Annotated in this window: 18 protein-coding genes; 3 read left to right on the forward strand and 15 right to left on the reverse strand. The window is 61.9% G+C overall.

Features of this window, described 5'->3' with window-relative positions; translation table 11 throughout:
• Nucleotides 1–60: 60 nt before the first annotated feature.
• The 12 genes from ACFSM5_RS12180 to ACFSM5_RS12235 form a co-directional block, all read right to left on the reverse strand.
• Entirely contained in the window at nucleotides 61–591 is a 531-nt protein-coding gene (locus tag ACFSM5_RS12180; RefSeq protein WP_379876674.1) for a hypothetical protein, read from the reverse strand.
• Complete coding sequence (locus tag ACFSM5_RS12185; protein WP_379876675.1) at nucleotides 584–934, reverse strand: PH domain-containing protein; 351 nt, start codon at nucleotides 932–934, stop codon at nucleotides 584–586. The genes ACFSM5_RS12180 and ACFSM5_RS12185 overlap by 8 nt, the downstream gene beginning before the upstream one ends.
• Nucleotides 935–1,101: 167 nt before the next feature.
• The gene (locus ACFSM5_RS12190; protein WP_379876676.1) at nucleotides 1,102–1,614 is read right to left on the reverse strand and encodes a PH domain-containing protein; all 513 of its coding nucleotides are present in this window, start codon (nucleotides 1,612–1,614) and stop codon (nucleotides 1,102–1,104) included.
• Nucleotides 1,607–2,593 (reverse strand): hypothetical protein, encoded by a 987-nt coding sequence (locus ACFSM5_RS12195; RefSeq protein ID WP_379876677.1) that lies wholly within the window; start codon nucleotides 2,591–2,593, stop codon nucleotides 1,607–1,609. The genes ACFSM5_RS12190 and ACFSM5_RS12195 overlap by 8 nt, the downstream gene beginning before the upstream one ends.
• A complete protein-coding gene (locus ACFSM5_RS12200) occupies nucleotides 2,590–3,075 on the reverse strand; it encodes a hypothetical protein (RefSeq protein ID WP_379876678.1) in 486 nt (161 codons plus the stop codon). The genes ACFSM5_RS12195 and ACFSM5_RS12200 overlap by 4 nt, the downstream gene beginning before the upstream one ends.
• Before the next feature lie 79 nt (nucleotides 3,076–3,154).
• The gene (locus ACFSM5_RS12205; protein WP_379876679.1) at nucleotides 3,155–3,604 is read right to left on the reverse strand and encodes a hypothetical protein; all 450 of its coding nucleotides are present in this window, start codon (nucleotides 3,602–3,604) and stop codon (nucleotides 3,155–3,157) included.
• A 99-nt stretch (nucleotides 3,605–3,703) separates the two neighbouring features.
• The gene (gltB, locus tag ACFSM5_RS12210) at nucleotides 3,704–8,230 is read right to left on the reverse strand and encodes a glutamate synthase large subunit (protein WP_379876680.1); all 4,527 of its coding nucleotides are present in this window, start codon (nucleotides 8,228–8,230) and stop codon (nucleotides 3,704–3,706) included.
• Between the two features lie 27 nt (nucleotides 8,231–8,257).
• On the reverse strand, nucleotides 8,258–8,749 hold the full coding sequence (locus tag ACFSM5_RS12215) for a DUF2059 domain-containing protein (RefSeq protein ID WP_379876681.1): 492 nt from the start codon (nucleotides 8,747–8,749) through the stop codon (nucleotides 8,258–8,260).
• 4 nt (nucleotides 8,750–8,753) lie between these two features.
• Nucleotides 8,754–9,374, reverse strand: a complete 621-nt coding sequence (locus ACFSM5_RS12220) for a LysE family translocator (protein ID WP_379876682.1) — start codon at nucleotides 9,372–9,374, stop codon at nucleotides 8,754–8,756.
• A 3-nt stretch (nucleotides 9,375–9,377) separates the two neighbouring features.
• Nucleotides 9,378–9,833, reverse strand: a complete 456-nt coding sequence (locus ACFSM5_RS12225) for a hypothetical protein (RefSeq protein ID WP_379876683.1) — start codon at nucleotides 9,831–9,833, stop codon at nucleotides 9,378–9,380.
• Between the two features lie 4 nt (nucleotides 9,834–9,837).
• Nucleotides 9,838–11,325, reverse strand: coding sequence for an NAD(P)-dependent oxidoreductase (locus ACFSM5_RS12230; protein WP_379876684.1), 1,488 nt, complete (start codon nucleotides 11,323–11,325; stop codon nucleotides 9,838–9,840).
• 361 nt (nucleotides 11,326–11,686) lie between these two features.
• On the reverse strand, nucleotides 11,687–12,640 hold the full coding sequence (locus ACFSM5_RS12235; RefSeq protein WP_379876685.1) for a complex I NDUFA9 subunit family protein: 954 nt from the start codon (nucleotides 12,638–12,640) through the stop codon (nucleotides 11,687–11,689).
• 152 nt (nucleotides 12,641–12,792) lie between these two features.
• On the opposite strand from ACFSM5_RS12235, the gene ACFSM5_RS12240 reads away from it, so the two are divergent.
• From ACFSM5_RS12240 to ACFSM5_RS12250, 3 genes are read left to right on the forward strand one after another with little or no spacing between them, the layout of a single operon-like run.
• Entirely contained in the window at nucleotides 12,793–14,544 is a 1,752-nt protein-coding gene (locus ACFSM5_RS12240) for a peptidase domain-containing ABC transporter (RefSeq protein ID WP_379876686.1), read from the forward strand.
• Complete coding sequence (locus ACFSM5_RS12245) at nucleotides 14,541–15,842, forward strand: HlyD family type I secretion periplasmic adaptor subunit (RefSeq protein WP_379876687.1); 1,302 nt, start codon at nucleotides 14,541–14,543, stop codon at nucleotides 15,840–15,842. Before ACFSM5_RS12240 ends, ACFSM5_RS12245 begins: the two co-directional genes overlap by 4 nt.
• A gap of 1 nt (nucleotide 15,843) precedes the next feature.
• Complete coding sequence (locus ACFSM5_RS12250) at nucleotides 15,844–16,368, forward strand: class IV adenylate cyclase (protein ID WP_379876688.1); 525 nt, start codon at nucleotides 15,844–15,846, stop codon at nucleotides 16,366–16,368.
• Between the two features lie 99 nt (nucleotides 16,369–16,467).
• Here the strand turns inward: ACFSM5_RS12250 and holA are convergent, their stop codons facing one another.
• Genes holA through leuS form a run of 3 tightly spaced genes read right to left on the reverse strand, consistent with a single transcriptional unit; the run spans nucleotide 16,468 to nucleotide 20,589 of the window.
• Nucleotides 16,468–17,502, reverse strand: a complete 1,035-nt coding sequence (gene holA / locus ACFSM5_RS12255; RefSeq protein ID WP_379876689.1) for a DNA polymerase III subunit delta — start codon at nucleotides 17,500–17,502, stop codon at nucleotides 16,468–16,470.
• Nucleotides 17,499–18,026 (reverse strand): LPS assembly lipoprotein LptE, encoded by a 528-nt coding sequence (gene lptE / locus ACFSM5_RS12260; protein ID WP_379876690.1) that lies wholly within the window; start codon nucleotides 18,024–18,026, stop codon nucleotides 17,499–17,501. Before lptE ends, holA begins: the two co-directional genes overlap by 4 nt.
• A complete protein-coding gene (gene leuS, locus ACFSM5_RS12265; protein WP_379876691.1) occupies nucleotides 18,013–20,589 on the reverse strand; it encodes a leucine--tRNA ligase in 2,577 nt (858 codons plus the stop codon). The genes lptE and leuS overlap by 14 nt, the downstream gene beginning before the upstream one ends.
• Nucleotides 20,590–20,608: the final 19 nt, after the last annotated feature.

Consider the following 20,608-nt stretch of genomic DNA (forward strand, 5'->3'; position numbering starts at 1 on the left):
CTGCCTTCTGCTTGAACTGAACTTCCGAGACAAAAGGCTTAAGGTCGGAGTTTGAGTTTTTCAAGGCCGCTCGGCTGGTGAAGCCTCCGGAGGGCGTGCACTATTCCAGCCTCTGCTCAGCGCCCCGACAACATCTTGAGTTTTTGCCTTCAATCCCGTCGGCACAAAATGCCGCTTACCATTTTTCAGGATCAACATGTAGGTCTCTATGCCCAAAAGCTGCATCGGGTTCGGCCCCATCCGCTCGATTGCCGCAATTTCGCTCCAGGCGATGCGTCGGGTTGCGAAAGCGTGGAAGATCGTCACGCCAGCTGGCTCGATCAGCAGACGCGGCAGATCCCGGAATTGACCTAAAATGGCCATAAAGACCAAAATGGTGGCGCAAAAAAAGCCGATGTAGGTATTGGTTTCCATCCGGCTAAGCCCAGTGCAGTAGCGGGGCTTCGTATTCCCGATCACAGCCGGGTCACAGCTGAAAAAATCCGTCGCGATCATCTCGCTCAGCAGGTAGAGCCAGAACAATATCCAACAGAATCCATAAAATGTCCGCTTGAGCCGGTTAGCCGTAAACTCTAGCCGAAGATCATCCATTGGCACCTTCCGCTTCTTTGGCTGAAAGTTCTTCAAAAGGCGCGGCTTTGCGCCAGGCCACCCGGACAATCTGATAAATTTCTTCGCCTTCATGCTTCCAGGAGGGCAGTCGGATCTCCGAACCGTTCTTCTGCAGGATGAAATACTGATGCCTGCCGGTTTTGCCCTCTACCCGCATTATGGTGCGGATATCCTGCCAGGAGATGCGATAGGTCTTGAGGATATGAGCGACCTCCACCCCTTCGGTATCCAGCGTGACGCGCGGGCGGCCACGCAGAATGGCGATCATCCAAAAGAGCCAGCTACCTGCGAAGATCAGGAAGCTGCCATAAATTCCGATCAACCCCCGGTTAATCCTGCGACAGCGTCTGCGTGACATCTCTGGAGAACACTCCCGAAACTCCGTCGCCTGGAGATGATCCCAGATCAGGATAAGGACAACCAACAGCGCCGCAGCCCCAAAAACCTGACGCCAGAAGGGCGGAGCGAAGGTCCGCGGCTCGATCCGATTCATGCTTTTTCTCCGTCCGCCGTCCGATAGGCCGCGAGCCCCGCCGCTATGGCGTCAGCCAGGACTTCAGCCGGTGCGTTTACCCAAGGTAAGGCATGCGCCGAGCCATCGGTCAGATGGAGATGGGCGGGCCGGGGCAGGTCTGGCATCTCCAAACGCTTTACGTCCCGCCAGGCAATCCGCAGATCCCGGAAATTGGTCAGAATCGTCACTCCATCTTGTGAGACGACCACTGAGGGGCGTCGGCGAGCGACCGAGACCGCAACCGCGATCACGCCGACCATCAGAAATGCCAGACCCCCCAGCATATAAAAGAAACGCGGATCCTTTCGATGCCGTGGCAGACACCAATCGAGATGCCCACTGGGAGGATAGGTCAAAAGCCGGGTGTCGATGATCAAAAAGAATAGATAGCAAAAGGCCACTAGCAGGAGCATCAGCAGGACCAACTGCCCACGTCGACGGGGGGCGAACTGGAGAGGCATTGTGATCACAGCCTGTTTATCAGCCATCACGAGCCTGGAGTTTGGAAACCTCCCGTGCTTCCAGCAACGCGGCTTCCAGCCGCTTAGGCAGCCGACCCCAGGACGGGATATGAAGGGTTTCACCATTCCGCAGATGGATCGGTATGCCCACTTCGAACCAGGTAAACTCCCAATCGGTCAGGTCCATCGCCCCGATTTCCCGCCATGGAATCCGACAATTCACGCGTCTGGTCCGCAGAACCAGGTGATCTGAAGAAATTGTCAGCCCTGGATCGCATCGCAGAATGTGCCGCATCGCGAAATATATGCAGACGGTCGCGGATATCAGGAGAAGGGAGGAGGGCGATAAACATTTGAACGCCGTCGCCCCAAAGCCTTCAAGATACAGGCAATCCCCAATATCCGATTTGTATATCGCGTGTAGCGCGAACAAGCCGTGACTCGCGGACAGAGCCAGGAGAATGATCAGTTCCCATTTACTCAGCAGAAAGTTCTGCGTCTGGATTTTATAATCCCCTTTTGGCGCCGCTTCACTCAATGCACGCCGGATCTTGTCAACCATGGAGAAGGAGCCGTAGAAAAACGGCCCGCCCAGGTCGAGGGTTCGTCCATCGCGTAATAGCAGTTTGTCGGTGCCGCTAAACCAATAGAACCAGCCAGACACCGGCTTTCTTGGCTCGATTGCGCGCACCTCTTCCCAGGCAAAATTCTGCCTTTTGAAGGGGTGGGGGATGATCTCTCCTCCCCGTTCATCCAACACCAGCCTCGGAAACCTCAGGACCAGCGAGAGGATGACGCCCCCGAGGATCAGACAGGCCACCACAACCGGGCCATATAGTCCGGTCGCAGCTTCCTTGCACAGCTTCGGAATAAATCCATTGGCAAGGCTCGGATCGCAGGAGTATTCCGCTTTCAGGAGCAATTGCTGCCGTTGCCAGAGCTGAAAGGCGGCAAAACCTGCGCCAGCCAGGGCATAGGTCCAGTTCTGATAAACCTTGCGCTTCATATCGGCGGCACTGCCGCCCTCCAAGCTTGGCTCGCGGCCAGCCCCGCACCGGCCTGATCGGCCAGCAGGGACGAAAACCCCACGCCATCGCCCTGCTTGGTGACGACACCCGCATTGTCGACGCTCGTGATATCTGCCCAGCTAAAGAAACCCTGATTGAGCGAACCTTCGACCAGAATGCCCTTCTCTCCCACCACCACGCGTGGGCGACGACGCATGAGATCGAGGCTGAATTTCAGGATCAGAAAGCCGAACAGCAGGCAGAGCCCAAAATAGATCCCGCCAACCCTCGCGGTGCCACCCAACCGGCAGTGACCGAAGGACATCGAACTGCAGCTGAAAAAATTTGTGGCACCGATCTCATAGAGGCAAAAGCCGAGCCCCAGAAAGCTGCCTAGCACCAGCAACCTCTGAAGTTTCCGATTGGCCGGAAAAACCTGTCCCTGCGTCATCCAAACCGGCACGGGCAGATCGACCTTCATCCATATCCCCAAGCAATCATGATCAACTCAGGATTGCACAAAAGGAAAGACCCGCCAATCGTCCTGAGCGGCGATCAGGTCATGGTTGGTGAGCATCCCACGCCTGTTGCACGGCGCTCTCGATGTCCTTCGGCAACCTACCAAAAGACGGGATGATCAGGAGTTTGCCGCTTTTCAGCGTGACCGGCACCCCCGCGACCTGTCCGGTGAAATTCCAGCCGGTAAGATCAATCGACTCGATCTCAGACCAATCTGCCTGCCAACTACGTTTTCCCGTCACGCTCAGCGACGTGGCGGTTATCGTCAGCCGTGGGCGGCGTAGAGCAACGGATATCCCCAGCACCAGGAGGCCCGCCCCGGCGACCAGCAGGATGAAATCGGCATGGACCGTCTCGCAGGTCGAGCCATCCGGGCAGCCGAATAACCTGGGTCGGAAAAGCTCGAACAGGCCAAAAGCGCCGAGCAGCAGATAGGCGATTGCCGCAATCTTCTTTGCGCGCCTGTTCAACAGAAAATGCTGTGGCATCAAGGCCTTCCCCCAGAAAACAGCGTCAGGATCGCACAAAAGAAAACCCCCGCCAATTGGGCGGGGGTAGGTCTTTGGGAGCTTTTCTTCTTGGGGTTATCGCTATTCGGCGGCGGCCGCCGAAACCTGGGTGGGGTTGGCAAGGCGCGAGATCATTTCGCGCGGCACCACCTGCCAGAACTTCATCTTCTCGCGGTCCCAGTCGGCCAGCAGGCTCATCGCCCATTTGGACTGGGTTTCCAGGACATGCTCCTCGATCAGCGACTTGAGGATGCCTTCCCAATAGGCCGTCTCGATCCGGTGATGGTGGACGCTTTCGGGATTGACGCGCTGGGTGAAATTCTCCTGCTCGTCATAGATGAAGGCCATGCCGCCGCTCATGCCCGCGCCGAAGTTGTCGCCAACCGCGCCCAGGATAACGGCGGTACCGCCGGTCATATATTCGCAGCCGTTGGAGCCGCAGCCCTCGACCACCGCCGTGGCGCCGGAGTTGCGGACGGCGAAACGCTCGCCCGCCTGGCCCGCCGCGAACAGCTTGCCCGCCGTCGCCCCATAGAGGACCGTGTTGCCGATGATGGTGTTGCGGTTGGTGACCAGCGGGCTAGAGGTCATGGGACGCACGGTGATCATGCCGCCCGAAAGCCCCTTGCCCACATAGTCGTTGGCATCGCCGACCACTTCCAGCTTCAGCCCCTGGACACCGAAGGCACCCAGCGACTGCCCGCCCGACCCACGCAGACGCACCGTCACATGGCCCGGCGCCAGACCCGTCATCCCGAACTTCTTGGTCAGGTGATAGGACATGCGCGTGCCGATGGCGCGATAGGTGTTCCGGATATTGTAGGTCAGCTGCATCTTCTCGCCGCCGTTGAACACCGGCGTCGCGTCCTTGACCATCTGGGCATCCAGCGTGTCGGGAACCTCGTTGCGGCCTTCCAGCGTGCAGAAGCGCGGATCGTCGCCCGGATCGGCCTGGGCCAGCAGCGGGTTCAGATCGAGATCGTCGAGCGCATGGCCGCCACGGGTCACCTGATGCAGCAGATCGCTGCGGCCGATGACTTCTTCCATGGAACGGCAGCCGAGGCTGGCCAGGATCTCGCGCACTTCTTCGGCGATGAAGCTGAAGAGGTTCACGACCTTTTCCGGGCTGCCTTCGTATTTCTCACGCAGCTTTTCGTCCTGGACGCAGACGCCCACCGGGCAGGTGTTGCTCTGGCACTGGCGGACCATGATGCAGCCCATGGCGACCAGGGCCGCCGTGCCCACACCATATTCCTCGGCGCCCAGCATGGCGGCGATCACGATATCGCGGCCGGTCTTGAGGCCGCCGTCGGTGCGCAGGCGCACCCGGTGACGCAGGCGGTTCAGCACCAGCACCTGATGAGTCTCGGACAAGCCCATTTCCCAGGGGATGCCCGCAAACTTGATCGAGGTCTGGGGCGAAGCACCCGTGCCGCCCACATGGCCCGACACCAGGATGGTATCCGCCTTGGCCTTGGCGACGCCCGCCGCAATCGTTCCGATACCGGAACGAGCGACCAGCTTCACGCAGACCTTACATTCCGGGTTGATCTGCTTGAGGTCATAGATGAGCTGCGCCAGATCCTCGATCGAATAAATGTCGTGATGCGGCGGCGGCGAGATCAGCATGACGCCCGGCGTCGAATGGCGCAGGCGGGCGATCATCTCGGTCACCTTGAAGCCGGGCAACTGCCCGCCCTCGCCGGGCTTGGCACCCTGGGCGACCTTGATTTCCAGCTCGCGGCAATTGACGAGGTAGTCTGCCGTGACGCCGAAGCGGCCCGAGGCAACCTGCTTGATCGCGCTATTGGCATTATCGCCATTGGCCAGCGGCTTGAAGTAGATCGAGTCTTCGCCACCCTCGCCGCTATCGGACTTGGCGCCGATGCGGTTCATGGCGATGCCCAGCGTGCGATGGGCTTCGGGGCTGAGCGCGCCCAGCGACATGCCCGGCGTCACGAAGCGCTGGCGGATCTTGGTGATCGATTCCACCTCTTCCAGCGGGATCGCCGTGCGACCCGGCTTGAAGTCGAGGAGATCGCGCAGGGCCACCGGCGGCAGCTTGCGCACCGAGTCCGAGTATTTCTTGTAGGTGAAATAGCTGTCGGTCGAGACGGCCGACTGCAGCAGATGGATCAGATCGGCGCCCCAGGCATGGGTTTCACCCTGGCGGCGATAGCGATAGAAGCCACCGACCGGCAGCGGGGTCGTTTCCTCGGCAAAAGCCTTGGCATGCAGACCCAGCACCTTGAGCTGCAGACCGGTCAGACCGATGCCGGAGATACGGCTGGTCATGCCAGGGAAGAATTCGGCAACCAAGGTGCGCGACAGGCCGATGGCTTCGAAGTTATAGCCACCGCGATAGGAGGAGAGCACCGAGATGCCCATCTTCGACAGGATCTTCAGCAGACCATCGTCGATGGCCTTCTTATAGCGCTTCAGGCAATCCTCGATCGACAGCCCCTGGAACAACCCACGGGCATGGCGGTCCACGATGGCTTCTTCGGCCAGATAGGCATTGACCGTGGTCGTGCCCGCGCCGATCAGCACCGCGAAGTAATGCACGTCGAGGCATTCGGCCGACCGGACATTGAGCGAGGTGAAGGTGCGCAGGTTCTGACGGACCAGATGGCTATGGGCGCCACCGGCAGCCAGGATCATCGGCAGCGGTGCACGGCTTTCGCCCATCGCCTCGTCGGTCAGGATCAGATGGGTGCAACCGGCGCGCACGGCGTCTTCGGACTCGCGCTGAACGCGCTTCAGCCCGTCGCGCATGGCGGTCTCGCCGCCCTTCGGATCAAAGGTCGCATCGATGACGGCCACGGTGTCGCCCATATAGGCGCGCATGGCGGCAAATTCCGCCGTCGTCAGCACAGGGCTGTCCAACTGCAGCATGTTGGTCTGGCTCTCATCCTCGTCCAGGATGTTGCCGAGGTTACCGAGGCGCGTGCGGATGGTCATGACCCGGCGCTCACGCAAGCTATCGATCGGCGGGTTCGTGACCTGGCTGAAGTTCTGGCGGAAGAAGTGATGCACGCCGCGATAACGTTCGGACAGCACCGCGAGCGGGCTATCGTCACCCATCGAGCCGATAGCTTCCTTGCCTTCGTCCGCCATGGGATGCAGCAGCAGTTCGATGTCTTCCATCGTCCAGCCCACCGCCTGCTGGCGGCGGCGCAGCTCGTCGCGCGACAGGCGCTGCGGGGCGGCGGCATTCTCTTTGATGAAGCCGTCGATGCGGGTGATGTTCTTGACCCAGTTGGAATAGGGACGGCGGGCCGCCAGTTCTTCCTTGATCTCGGCATCATGCAGCAGCTTGCCGCGCTGAAGATCGACACCGATCATCATGCCCGGACCCAGGCGGCCCTTTTCCAGCACGGTGGCTTCGTCGATCTTGACCATGCCCGCTTCGGAACCGGCGATGATCAGCCCGTCGCCGGTCAGCACATAGCGCATGGGGCGCAGGCCGTTACGGTCCATGCCGCCGATGACCCAGCGACCGTCATAGGCCGCCAGCGCCGCCGGACCGTCCCAGGGCTCCATGACCGAGTTGGCATAGGAATAAAGGTCGCGCCACGACTGCGGCATGGTGCCTTCGTCGGGGTTCCAGACTTCCGGCACGCAGAGCGTCTTCACCATCGGCAGCGGACGCCCGGCGCGGATCAGCAGCTCGAACACGGCATCCAGCGCCGCGCTGTCCGAGGAGCCCGACTGTATGATCGGCTTCACATCGTCAATGAGATCGCCGAACACGTCCGACGCCATGCGGGGTTCGTGGCAGGCCATCCAGTTGATGTTGCCGCGCACGGTGTTGATTTCGCCATTATGGGCCAGCACGCGGAACGGCTGGGCCAGACGCCAGGTCGGGAAGGTGTTGGTCGAATAGCGCTGATGATAGACGGCAAAGTTCGACACGAACCGCTCGTCCAGCAGATCCGGGTAGAAGTTCGTGCAGTCTTCCGCCAGGAACATGCCCTTATAGATGATCGAGCGGCAGGACAGCGTGCAGACATAGAAATCGTTGATGCGCGCCTCGCCCACCCGCTTTTCGATGCGGCGGCGGATGACATAGAGATCGTTTTCGAACTGCGCCTCGGCCACGCCCTTGGGGTTGGCGATGATGATCTGTTCGATCTCGGGACGGGAGGCATTCGCCTTTTCGCCGCAGACCGCGACATTCACCGGCACCTGACGCCAGCCGTGGATCGTATAGCCGAAATTCAGGATCTCGGCCTCGACGATGCAGCGGCAGCGCTCCTGGGCATCAAGGTCGGTGCGGGGCAGGAAGATCTGACCGACGGCCAGCTTCTCGCCTTCCTTCACCTGATGGCCAAGGTTGCGGACGTGATCGGCAAAGAAGCTCTGCGGCACTTGAATATGGATACCCGCGCCGTCGCCGGTCTTGCCGTCGGCATCCACCGCGCCGCGATGCCAGATCGCGCTCAGGGCCTGAATGGCGGCATCGACCACCGCGCGGGTCGATTTGCCGTCGATAGCAGCGACAAAGCCGACGCCGCAGGCATCATGTTCCTCGGCCGGATCATACATGCCGAATTCGGCCAGATGAGCAGCGTTGCGCTTGAAGTCGGCGATAAATTTCTCGGTCATTTTCTTACGTCCTTCCGAGCGCGTTTCTTAGAGTTTCAGACCGCGTTCGCGGAATTTGGGGGCCAGCGTCTGCATGGTTTCCATGGCGACCTTTTGGCCCCAGACTTGCCCGACCTGCTGCAGTTGCGTCTGCAGGTTCGGCTGTTTGGCGACAATCGCCTGCCCTATGGGAGAGGTGATGTAAGCGTGCATGAAGCGCAGTTCCTCCTCCGTGTAGGTCAAGGCGTAGAGCTTGGATAACTCCGGCACCAATTCGGGCAGCCGGGTCAGGAAAGCGGGCAGGACTTCCTCGGTCATCAGTTGCTGGATGAGGGGCCCCTTGTCGGGATTGGTTGCAACCAGCAGCTTGCCCATCTGATCGCTCATCGAGATCATGGTGTTGCGGACCAGTTGCACCGCGCCGCTTTTGTCGAGAATTTCCCCCGCCAGACGGTTGGCTTCAGTCGATTGCGCGACCGCTGCCCCCGATTGCAACAGCACACAGGTCAGCAGGAGGGGGATGAGTGCAGAACGACGCATGCCCCTACCTCCGCACGGTCGCGAGCAGGGCAGCGGCGCCGATCATGGTGCCGCCGCTGATTTTATTGAACAGCGTGGTATTGCCTTTACGGGCGAGGTAGTGGGCGATACCGGCGGCGCCCATGCCGTAGCCCATCATCACGAAGAATTCGACGACGAAGGCAGCGGCCCCCAGGATCGCGACCTGCGGCAGCAGAGGGGCGTTGGGGTTCAGGAACGGCGGAAACAGCGCGCCCCAGAACAGGAACGCCTTGGGGTTCCCGGCCGAGCAGAAGAAGCCCTTCAGGAACATCGCGCGGATGCTCATCACATCCTCCGAGGCCTGGGTGTCGATGCGCACCGGCGGCGCGCGCCAGGACTTGACGCCCAGATAAGCCAAATAAGCAACACCGGCCCATTTGACGATCTCGAACGCGAGCTCGGACGCCATCAGGATCGCACCGGCTCCCACGGCGGAGGCAACCATCATCGCCCCGAGCGCCGCAAAGGAACCCATCACGGTCCAGAAGGCGCCGCGCGAGCCATGGGCGATCCCCTGCGCCATGGTCATCATGGCGTTGGGACCGGGCATCAGCGAGGTCGCGGAGGTCAAGCCCAGGAACAGCAGGAAAGTATGCCAGCTCATCGCTCACCACCCCTTCGGGAAGAAGGCGGCGAAAGCCTGGGGATGATCGGTCGCTTCGTATTGGATCAGATGGGTCTTGCCGTCCATGTTCCGCACGAAACAGTAGAAGAGATAGAGCGAGTTGCCAGCTTCGACCAGATAATGGCGCTGGTTCAGCAGCGTGAATTCACCGTCGCGCACCAGGATGATGTTCCGGACGGGCGCGCCTTCCGTGACGCCACGGATCTGCCGGCTCGTTGCCTGCGCCTGGGTCGCGGCACCGGCAGCCGCCGCGGCGGAGATCTTGGCATTGTCGCGGATCAGCTCCGCAATCTGCTCGTCCCGGCCTAAAAACAGCGACTCGATGAAGTTGATGCAGAAGTCGCCGCGATACTCATAGTCGAACACCCGCGCCGAGGCGGGCGTGACCAGCGATGTCGCCAGCCCCGCTGCCAGAGCGAGTTTTGCCAGAAACCGCATCTTCCTACTCCGCAGCGGCGGCGACACCTGCCGCCTTCGCCTGGATGTAACGATGGATGCTGTCGGCGGCGTCACGGCCGTCGCGGATCGCCCAGACGACCAGGCTCGCACCGCGCACGATGTCGCCCGCCGCAAAGACACCTTCGAGGTTCGACATCATGGTCTTATGGTCGACGCGCAGGGTTCCCCAGCGGGTCACGGCAAGGCCCGGCGCACCGAACATGGTCGGGGTATCTTCCGGATCGAAGCCCAGCGCCTTGATCACCAGATCGGCAGGCAACGAAAACTCGCTGCCGTCGATCTTGGAGGGCTGCTGACGGCCGGAGGCATCGGGCAGACCCAGATGGATACGGCTGGCGCGCACGGCCTTGACCTTGCCAACACCGGCAAAGCCTTCGGGCGCGGCGAGCCAGACGAACTCGACGCCCTCTTCCTCGGCATTCTGCACTTCGCGCAGCGAGCCCGGCATGTTGGCGCGGTTGCGGCGATAGAGGCACTTCACCGACTTGGCACCCTGACGGACGGCGGTGCGCACGCAGTCCATCGCGGTGTCGCCGCCGCCGATGACGACAACGTCCTTGCCCTTCGCATCAAGCGTGCCTTCGTTGAAGGCCGGAACGCTGTCACCCAAGCCAACCTTGTTCGACGCGGTCAGATAGTCGAGCGCCGGGACGATGCCGTCGAGCTTGTCGCCCGCCAACTCCAGTTCGCGCGCCTTATAGACACCGGTCGAGATCAGGATGGCATCATGCTTCTCGCGCAGTTCCGCAAGCATGGCATCGCGGCCAACTTCAAAATTGTTGTGCAGATGGATGCCACCTTGGGCCAGCAGGGCCGTGCGGCGCTCCACCACATCCTTTTCCAGCTTGAAGCCGGGAATGCCGTAGATCAACAGGCCGCCCATGCGGTCATAACGGTCATAGACATGGACCTGATAGCCCCGGCGACGCAGCGCGTCGGCCGCTGCCAGACCACCCGGGCCGCCGCCGATGATGCCGACGGACTGCGGACGCTCACGCACAGGGGCGGCAGGCTTCACCCAGCCTTCTTCCCAGGCGGTATCCGTGATGTAGCGCTCGACCGCGCCGATGGAGACGGACTCGAAGCCCTTCTCGATCACGCAGTTGCCTTCACACAACCGGTCCTGCGGGCAGATACGGCCGCAGACTTCCGGGAAGGTGTTGGTGGCCTGGCTGACTTCATAAGCGTCTTCCAGGCGGCCTTCCGCCGTCAGCTTCAGCCAGTCGGGGATGTTGTTGTGCAGGGGGCAATGAACCTGACAGAAGGGCACACCGCACTGCGAGCAGCGGCTGGCCTGGGTCTTGGCTTCGCCCGTGCTGAAATCGCCATAGATCTCGTCGAAATCCTTGTTGCGATCGTCGGCCTTGCGCTTGGTGGGCATGCCTTTGGCGACGGCGACGAAGCGCTGCATAACCGCTTTGGCGGCAGCTTCGGCTTTGGCGGAGGTCGCTGTCTTCGTGGTGTCGGCCATCGTCTTACCCTTTGAACCCTTATTCTTATAGGGTTTTAGGGATTACCCCCGAAATCCGCAGATATCCAGGGAAAAATACACAATAGGTCCGCTTTGCTGACTATTTTTCGCGCGACTTTCATATCCATTTCGGAAACATGGGTAATTTTCGAAGCAAATAGGACCGATATGAGACTATATGGGTTTTGCGAACGAATATTACCTTCCAGCTAAGCGCAAACGAAATCAAAGCCTTAAAAGCTGGATTCCCTGGGCAGAATACTGCGTGGCCCAAGGCTGAGCAGGAAAAGAAAAAAGCCGCGCCGGAGGTCCGACGCGGCTTGCATAGCTGCCTTGCTTTTCGCGGGGATCAGACCCCGCATTAGACTCCGGGGCGCAGACCGGCGAAGCGGCCACCGGGACGGAAGCGGGTCAGATAGGAAGGCACAATGGCCTCCACGCTCTCCGGCTCGATCCCCAGATCCCCCAGGGTCGAGGCACCGGGCGAGACGACATTATCCTGCTTCAGCAGCTTGACCTGATCCGAGGTCAGCAGCTTGCCCGGCAGCAAACCGATGATAGGCGCGACGAGAGCTGCGATGCCGAACGGCAGGGCGATGACGGGCTTCTTCACCGCGATGGCGCCAAAGATGATGTCCAGCAGTTCGGCAAAGCTGTAGCTACGCGGACCGCCCAGCTCGAACGTGCGGCCGGCAACGTCGGCACGGCGCAGGCAGGCCATGATGGCATCGGCAACATCACCGACATAGACCGGCTGGAAGCGGGTCTTCGGGCCGACGACCGGCACCACCGGGAAGGTGCGGGCCATGCTCGCGAACCGATTGAAGAACTTGTCTTCCGGACCGAACACGATGGACGGACGCAGAATCACAGCAGCGGGGAAAGCTTCACGGACAGCGGCTTCGCCCTGGGCCTTGGTCGCGGCGTATTTCGCATCCGAACCGGCATCGGCACCGATGGCCGAAACCTGGACGAACTTCGCAACACCGGCCTTGGCGGCGGCGGCGGCAATCTTACCGGGGCCTTCAGCCTGCAGGGCGCTGAAGGTCTGATGGCCACCCTCGGCCAGCAGGCCGACCAGATTGACCACGGCATCCGCACCATCGACCAGCGGCGCTAGGCTTTCGGCCGTCGCAGCGCCCAGGTTGCAGGGAACGGGAACGATCTGGCCGACATTGCCCATCGGCTTCAGAAACTTGGCGGCTTCGGTGTCCCGGGTTACAACTCGGACTTGTGCGCCTGTCTTCGCCAGACGTTGGATCAGGTGTCGGCCGATGAAGCCGGTTGCGCCAAAAACGGTGACGACCCGCAGCATGGAAATAGCCCCTTCGCGATGTTCTTCTAATTTCTACTCTATGGACCCTTGCATACACCACGAGGGTGCTTGTGACCAACCCATGTTATGTTAGGGTCCGCGCCTGTGGGTCAGCATAGCGCATATTGGCGAAAAACGAGGCCGAATACATCATGGGCGATACTTCTTGGCGGCAGAGTTTACTTGCGTCCGCACGCGGTGCGTGGCGCGAATTGCTGCTTGCCTCTCTGTTTATCAATATCCTGGCGCTGGCACTTCCGGTTTTCACGCTGCAGATCTATGACCGCGTCATCGGCCTTGCCGGCCTGACCACCCTGATCGGTCTGGTACTGGGCATGGGCGTTGTGACGCTGTTCGATTGGGCCTTGCGAACCTTCCGCTCGCGCCTAGTACAGCGCATCTCGCTGGAAATCGACGTCACGGTGGCGCGCGGCCTGTTCGATCAGGTCAGCGCCCTGCCCCTGCGGATCCTGGAATCGCGCCCCGGCGCCTATTGGCAAGGTCTGTTCCGCGACGTGGAAACGATCCGCAATGCCGCCTCCGGTCCGCCCATTACCCTGATGGCCGATCTGCCCTTCGCGCTGCTCTATGTCGGCCTGATCTGGATCGTTGCGACGCCCGTCGCCTGGGTCATCACCCTTGCGGTCTTTGCCTATGCCATCTTCGCCTGGATCAGCGCCGCCCGATTGCAGAGCGCCGCCCAGGCCGAGCGCACTGCAGGTCTGTCCCGCGATGCCCTGGTCGGCGAATTTGTCGCAGGCCGCTCGACCCTCAAGGCACTCGCCATGGACCGCAGCTTCAAACCCCAGTGGGAAGAGGCGCAGGCTAATCTCGTGGAAAAGGCCCTGGGCCGCGGCGCGGGTACCGACGGATCGGGTAACCTCGCCCTGGCCATGACCACCATCACCACCGTGGCCATGACCGCCTTCGGCGCCCTCGCCGTGCTCGACCAGAAGATGAGCATCGGCGCCCTGATCGCCGCCAATATGCTGGCGGGCCGAGTGAACGGGCCGCTGATGCAGCTGTTCCCAGCCTGGAAGTCCGTGGCCGCCGCCCGTGCCTCGCTCAAGCGCCTGGATGAAGTCTTCCAGGTCGAACCGGAGCGGATCACCAGCCCCGTGCAGTTCCCCCGCCCCTCGGGTCTGCTGCAGGCTGAAAACCTGACCTTCCGCTATATCCCGGACGGTCAGCCGACGGTCGATACCGTCAATATCACCATGAAGCCCGGCTCGATGCTCGGCCTTGCCGGTCGCAACGGCAGCGGCAAGTCCACCCTGCTCAAGCTGCTGATGGGTCTCTATAAGCCCGATGTCGGCCGCGTCATGCTGGATGGGGCCGACGTCTCGCAGTTCTCGCGCGCGGATCTGGCCGACTGGGTTGGCTATGCCCCGCAGGACCCGATGCTGTTCACCGGCACCATCCGCGACAATCTACTGCGCGCCGCCCCCGATATCGACGACGAGGCCCTGATCCTCGCCTGTACCCGCGCTGGTCTGCATTCCTTCGTCATCGATCTGCCCGACGGCTATTCGACCCAGATCGGTGAAGCAGGCGGACGACTGGCAGGCGGTCTGCGTCAGCGCCTGTCCCTGGCCCGCGCCTTGCTGCGCGATCCGCCCGTGCTGCTGCTGGATGAGCCTTCCAACAACCTCGATCCGATGGGCGAGGAAACCCTGCGGCGCACCTTGATCGAACTGGCCAGCGGCGGACGCACCATCGTCCTCGTCAGCCATTCGGTCCAGCTGCTCACCGCCTGCTCGGTCATTGCCCTGATGGATCACGGTAAGGTGGTCCAGGCGGGCCCGCCCAATGACATTCTGCCCAAGCTGCTGGGCCGCCGCCCGCAGCCCGTTCCCCAGCAACAGCCCGCAGCGGCACCGACCGCCGCAGGGAGGCCCGCATGACCGCCAGCTCTCTTGATGGGTTGCTCGATACCCATAAACGCTCGACCATCCGCTGGCTGCCGCTCATTTTGATGGCCCTGATCGCCGGTGGTATCGGCTGGTCGCTGGTGGCCCGCCTGGACGAGGTCGTGGTGGCCAACGGTGAAGTGAAGCCGGAAAGCCGCCTCAAGGCGATCCAGCATCTCGAAGGCGGCATCATCCGCGCCCTCAATGTGCAGGAAGGCGATACCGTCAAGCTCGACGCGCCGCTGCTCCAGCTTGAACTAGCGCCCACGGCCATGAACAAGGACGAGCTTCAGGTCCGCATCGACGCGCTCAACATCAACCGGCAGCGCCTGACGGCCGAAGCCAGCGAGAAGCGCGATTTCACGATCCCGCCCGCCCTGGAAAAGAGCCGCCCCGACCTGGTGCGCTCCGAACGGCAGATCGCCGATGCGCGCTGGCGTGAATATGACAGCGTCGTCGGAGGCCTCTCCGATCAGCTGCGCCAGCGTGAACTGGCGGTGCGGGAGCTGGAATCCCAGCGCCGCTCGCGCGCAGCCGATCTGGCCTTCACCCGCGAACGTCTTGAGATCAGCCGCAAACTGCTGGTCGACAACCTCACCCCCCGCACCGAACATCTGCAGCTGCAGGGACAGGCAGAACGCCTGTCGGGTGAAATCGCGACCCTCGACAGCTCGGTTCCGCGCGCGTCCTCGGCCGTCAGCGAAATCCGCTCACGCCTGGGCGAAGAAAAAGCGAAGTTCGCCCGCCGCGCCCAGGAAGAGCTGTCCAAGGTCGAGCTGGATTTCGCCCGCACGACGGAACTGCTGAATGATGCCACCGGCCAGCGCACCCGCACCCTCATCACCTCCCCCATCGATGGCGTGGTGAAGAATATGCGGTTCGCGACTTTGGGCGGTGTTGTGCGCCCCGGCGAAGTCATCATGGAAATCGTGCCGCTCGACGATAAGCTGATCGTTGAAGCCAAGCTGCCGCCCGCCGATCGTGGTCAGGTGGAAGTCGGGCAGACCGCCCGGGTCAAGGTGTCGGCCTATGACTACATCCGCTATGGCGCCATCGACGGCAAGGTGATCCAGATCTCCCCCGACGCCCTCCAGGACGCCCAGAACACCCCGCCCTACTTCAAGGTGGTGGTGGAAACCAACCAGTCCTATCTGGTCAGCGACGGTGTGCAGCTGTCGATTTCGCCCGGCATGCAGGCGACCGTGGATATCCATACCGGCGACCGCACCATCGCCGCCTATTTCGCAAAGCCCGTGCTGAAGCTGAAACACGAAGCCTTCCGCGAACGGTAGAATGGCGCGCAACGTCGAGATCAAGGCCCGCGTCGGTGATCCCGCTGCCCTGGAGCGGCGGGTCGCCCTGCTGGCAACCGACGGGCCAGACCTGATCGAACAGGACGACACATTCTTCACCTGCCCCAATGGGCGGTTGAAGCTGCGCGTCCTGGGATCGGGCGAGGGTCAGCTGGTATTCTATCGCCGTTCCGATACCGCAGGCCCGAAGGAGAGTTTCTACGTCGTCTCCACGACGCCGGAGCCCGACAGCCTACGGGAGGCCTTGACCCATGCCTATGGCAGCCTCGGCCGGGTGATCAAGCGCCGCACGCTCTACATGGTTGGCCGCACGCGTATCCATCTCGATGCCGTGAAGGATCTGGGCAACTTCCTGGAGTTGGAGGTCGTCTTGGCCGAGGACGAGCCGGTCGAGGCCGGCATCGCCGAGGCGGATGCTCTGTTGCGCCGTTTGGATATCTCAGCCGACAGCCTGATCGACCGGGCCTATTTCGATCTGCTGGCGGACAGCTCCACCACCCTTTGAAATCCGTCATCCCGCACTTGATGCGGGATCCCTCTCAAGCTCTACCGCTTCGGCGAGCCCCCGCATCAAGTGCGGGGTGACGGATTTTGGCAAGGGCTCCTACCGCCTGCCCCTACGCGCGTTCTCGGAAATCTCCAGCAAGGCGCGCGCGCAGACCGTTTCATCGGGCAAGCCCGTGGTCTTGCACTGGCGCTCCACCTCCAGCAGGCGATTGAGTGCCGCCGCTGCCCTGTGCGGGGGCCATTTTGGGACCTGACGCGCCAAAGCATCCGCATCCCGCTTGAAGGGGCGCGGCACCAGGCTATTCATGGCAGCTTCCAGCGGTTTACCTGCCGTAGCCAAGCTGGCGACCAGGTGGATGCGCTGGAAATGCCGGATCAGCACCCGGACGATACCGACGGGGCTCTCACCGTCCAACAGCGCCTTGGACAGCGCCTTGTCGAGATCGCCTGTACGCCCCTCGGCAGCGGCGGCGACCAGATCGCCCACTGACTGCACGGCACTATCTCCAACTGCAGCTTCCGCATCGGCAAGTTCGACCCGGCCCTGGCCAAGGGCATAGAGCGCCAGCTTGTCCAGCTCGCCGCGGCTGACCATACGGTCACCGCCCATGCGTTCCTTCAGATACTCGACAGCATCGGGCGCCACATCCAGGCCGTGGGACCGCAAGGTCTCGCGGATAACTCCGTCCAGATCGCGGACGCTATCGTGATAACAGGGGACTGCCAGAGCCAAGGCATGATCCTCGGCCAGCAGACGCAGCTTCGATTTATTGGTCAGTTCGCCCGCTTCCAGGATGATCACGCCATCCCCTGCCGGGTCTTCTAGGAAGCTTGAAACAGCGGCGGCAACCGTACCGTCGGCGGCATCGCGGACCCAGATCGCCCGTCGCCCACCCGTGAAGGCGATGGCCGCAGCCTCATCAGCCAGCCGGGCTGGGTCAGCCTTCACCGCCGCACCAGAAAACTCCACGACGCGGAACGGATCTCCTGCATCGCCTGCAACGGCGACGACGCAGGCCTTAGCCTGCTCCCGTGCCAGCCCGCTATCCTCGCCGAAGAAAAGCACAACGCGAACCGGGGATTTCGGCGCCGCGATCAATTGCGCGGCGTTGCCCCCCCTGGGGAGCTTCACGGCTTGGGAGCCTGCGGGGCTGGAACCCCTTCAGCCAGTCGCGCCATCAGGCGGGTTGCCAGTTGGTCGCCCACTTCGCGGATCGCCCGCTCGCGCGCGTCATTCTGCGCGGTGATCGAGGGGAAACCACCCTCCAGCAGCACATAACCCATCAGCGACCGGGTCTGATCCTTGACCAGCTGACGGCCACTCTGGATCTCCGTCAGGGTATAATCGGCGGTCAGAGCAAGTCGGCCATAGGTCGTTGTGGCATCGCGCTGCAGGCCGACGGATGTGCCGCTCTCCACGACTTTCACGTCTAGGCGCCAGCGCGCGGCAGCCGAACCCGCCGCGAAGCGATCGGTCAGATAGTTCCGTAGCAACTGCCCGGTGCGATCGGGAATCGGCGTGATCTGGATCGCCGCCAGACTGGTATCGGCAACCTGCCCCTTGCGGTCACCATGCAAGGGCTGAAAGCCACCGGGGCCGCAGCTTGCCAGGAAAGCTGCGGCGACCAGGGCAACAAGGGGCTTAGCCGACCACATTGATCAACCGGTTCGGCACCAGGATCACCTTCTTGGGCGTACGCCCTTCAAGGCTCCGCTGGACAGCTGGCAAAGTCAGAACAAGAGCTTCGGCTTCCGCCTGGGTCAGGCCGGTCTTGACGTCGATGGTGTCGCGCAGCTTGCCGTTGATCTGCACGGCCAGCGTGACACTATCATCCACCGTCAGCGCCGGATCGAAGCCCGGCCAGGGCTGATCGACCAACAGACCCTCACCGCCCATGAACTCCCAAAGCTCTTCACCCAGATGCGGCATGATCGGCGCAACCAGACGCACCAGGGTCACCAGACCCTCGCGGCGCATCCAGGCGGCATCGGCCTCAACGCCCGGCATTTCGGCCAGCGCATTGGCGAATTCGCGGATCAGGGCGATCGACTTATTGAAGTGGAACTGGTCGTAGGCATCCGTGACCGCCGCGACGGTCTTGTGCATTTCGCGCTCGACCTTGGCAACCGGGCCGGACAGATCGGCCGGACGGGCCGTGCCCTTGGCGGCCAACGGCTTGTCGTCGGTCGGTTCGGTGCCAAAACGCCAGATGCGGTTCAGGAAGCGCCAGGAGCCGTCGATACCGGCGCTGGTCCATTCGAAGTCGCGATCCGGCGGGCTGTCGGACAGCACGAAAAGGCGTGCGGCGTCGGCGCCATAGCCATCGATGATGTCCGAGGGGTCGACGACGTTCTTCTTCGACTTCGACATCTTCTCGGTGCGGCCGACGCTGATCTTGCTGCCGGTCTTCACATTGATGAAGCTATCGCCTTCCGCGCGGACTTCCTCGGGCAGGATCCAGTTACCCTGTTCGTCCTTATAGGTCGCGTGGGTGACCATGCCTTGGGTGAAGAGGCCTTCGAACGGCTCGACGATATCGAGATAGCCGCACTCATGCATCGCGCGGGTGAAGAAGCGCGCATAGAGCAGATGCAGAATCGCATGCTCGACGCCGCCGATATATTGATCGACCGGCAGCCAGTAACGGGCCGCTTCCTTATCGACCGCTTCGGCGGCACGGGGCGATGCGAAACGGGCGAAATACCAGGAGCTTTCGAAGAAAGTATCGAAAGTATCGGTCTCGCGCGTCGCCTTGCCGCCGCAGGTGGGGCAGGTCGTGTATTTCCAGGTCGGATGGCGATCCAGCGGGTTACCCGGCAGATCGAACGTCACATCCTCGGGCAGGGTCACCGGCAGCTGGTCGTCGGGAACCGGCACCACACCGCAAGTACCGCAATGGATGATCGGCACCGGGCAGCCCCAGTAGCGCTGACGGGAAATGCCCCAGTCGCGCAGGCGCCAGACCGTGGTCATCTCGCCGATGCCGAGCTTGCCCAGTTCCTCGCCCGCGCGCTTCTTGGCGTCGGCGACGGACAGGCCGTTCAGGAAGCCCGAATTGACGATCTCGCCATCATCGGTGAAGGCGGTATCGGTGATGGTGATATCGGCCTCCCCTTTCGGGCGGACGACAGGGCGGACCGGCAGCTTATATTTATTGGCAAAATCCAGATCACGCTGGTCGTGGGCCGGGCAGCCGAAGATCGCGCCCGTGCCATATTCCATCAGCACGAAATTCGCGACATAGACCGGCAGTTCAGCCCCTTCGATGAAGGGATGCGCAACCTTGAGGCCCGTATCGACACCGATCTTTTCGGCCGTTTCCAGGGCGGCTTCGGAGGTACCGACGCGATTGGCTTCCTCAATGAAAGCCGCGATGTTCGGCTCAGTCTTCGCCATGGCCTGGGCCACGGGATGGTTGGCGGCGACAGCGACAAAGGAGGCGCCGAACAGCGTATCGGGACGGGTCGTGAAGACCTCGATCTTGCTGCTGTCCAGTGCCGCCGGGGCATTCTTCACCTGGAAGAACAGCCGCGCGCCATGGCTCTTGCCGATCCAATTTTCCTGCATCAGGCGGACACGGTCCGGCCAGCGGGTCAGATCGCCCAAGGCACCCAGCAGCTCTTCGGCATAATGGGTGATCTTCAGGCACCATTGCTCGAGCTCGCGGCGCTCGACCGGAACGCCGGAACGCCAGCCCTTGCCATCGACAACCTGCTCGTTCGCCAGCACGGTATTTTCGACCGGATCCCAATTGACCCAGCTCTTCTTGCGATAGGCGAGGCCCTTTTTCAGGAAATCCAGGAACATCTTCTGCTCATGCCGGTAATATTCCGGATGGCAGGTCGCGATCTCGCGGCTCCAGTCCAGCGCATAACCCAGCTGCTTCAGCTGACCGCGCATGGAGTCGATATTCTCATAGGTCCATTCGGCCGGATGGCGCTTGTTCTGCATCGCGGCATTTTCGGCCGGCAGACCGAAGGCATCCCAGCCCATCGGATGCAGCACGTTGAAACCACGCGCGCGCTTGAAGCGGGTGGTGACGTCGCCCATCGTATAGTTGCGCACATGGCCCATGTGCAGGCGCCCCGACGGATAGGGGAACATCTCCAGCACATAATATTTCGGGCGCGAAGGATCGACCTCAACAGCGAAGCAGCGCTTCTCTTCCCAGCGCTTCTGCCATTTCGATTCGGTTTCTTTGATCGTGTAGCGAGCCATACTCAGTGCCTAATCACTT

It is taken from the genome of Lacibacterium aquatile (assembly GCF_042683105.1).
Taxonomy (GTDB): domain Bacteria; phylum Pseudomonadota; class Alphaproteobacteria; order Elsterales; family Elsteraceae; genus Lacibacterium; species Lacibacterium aquatile.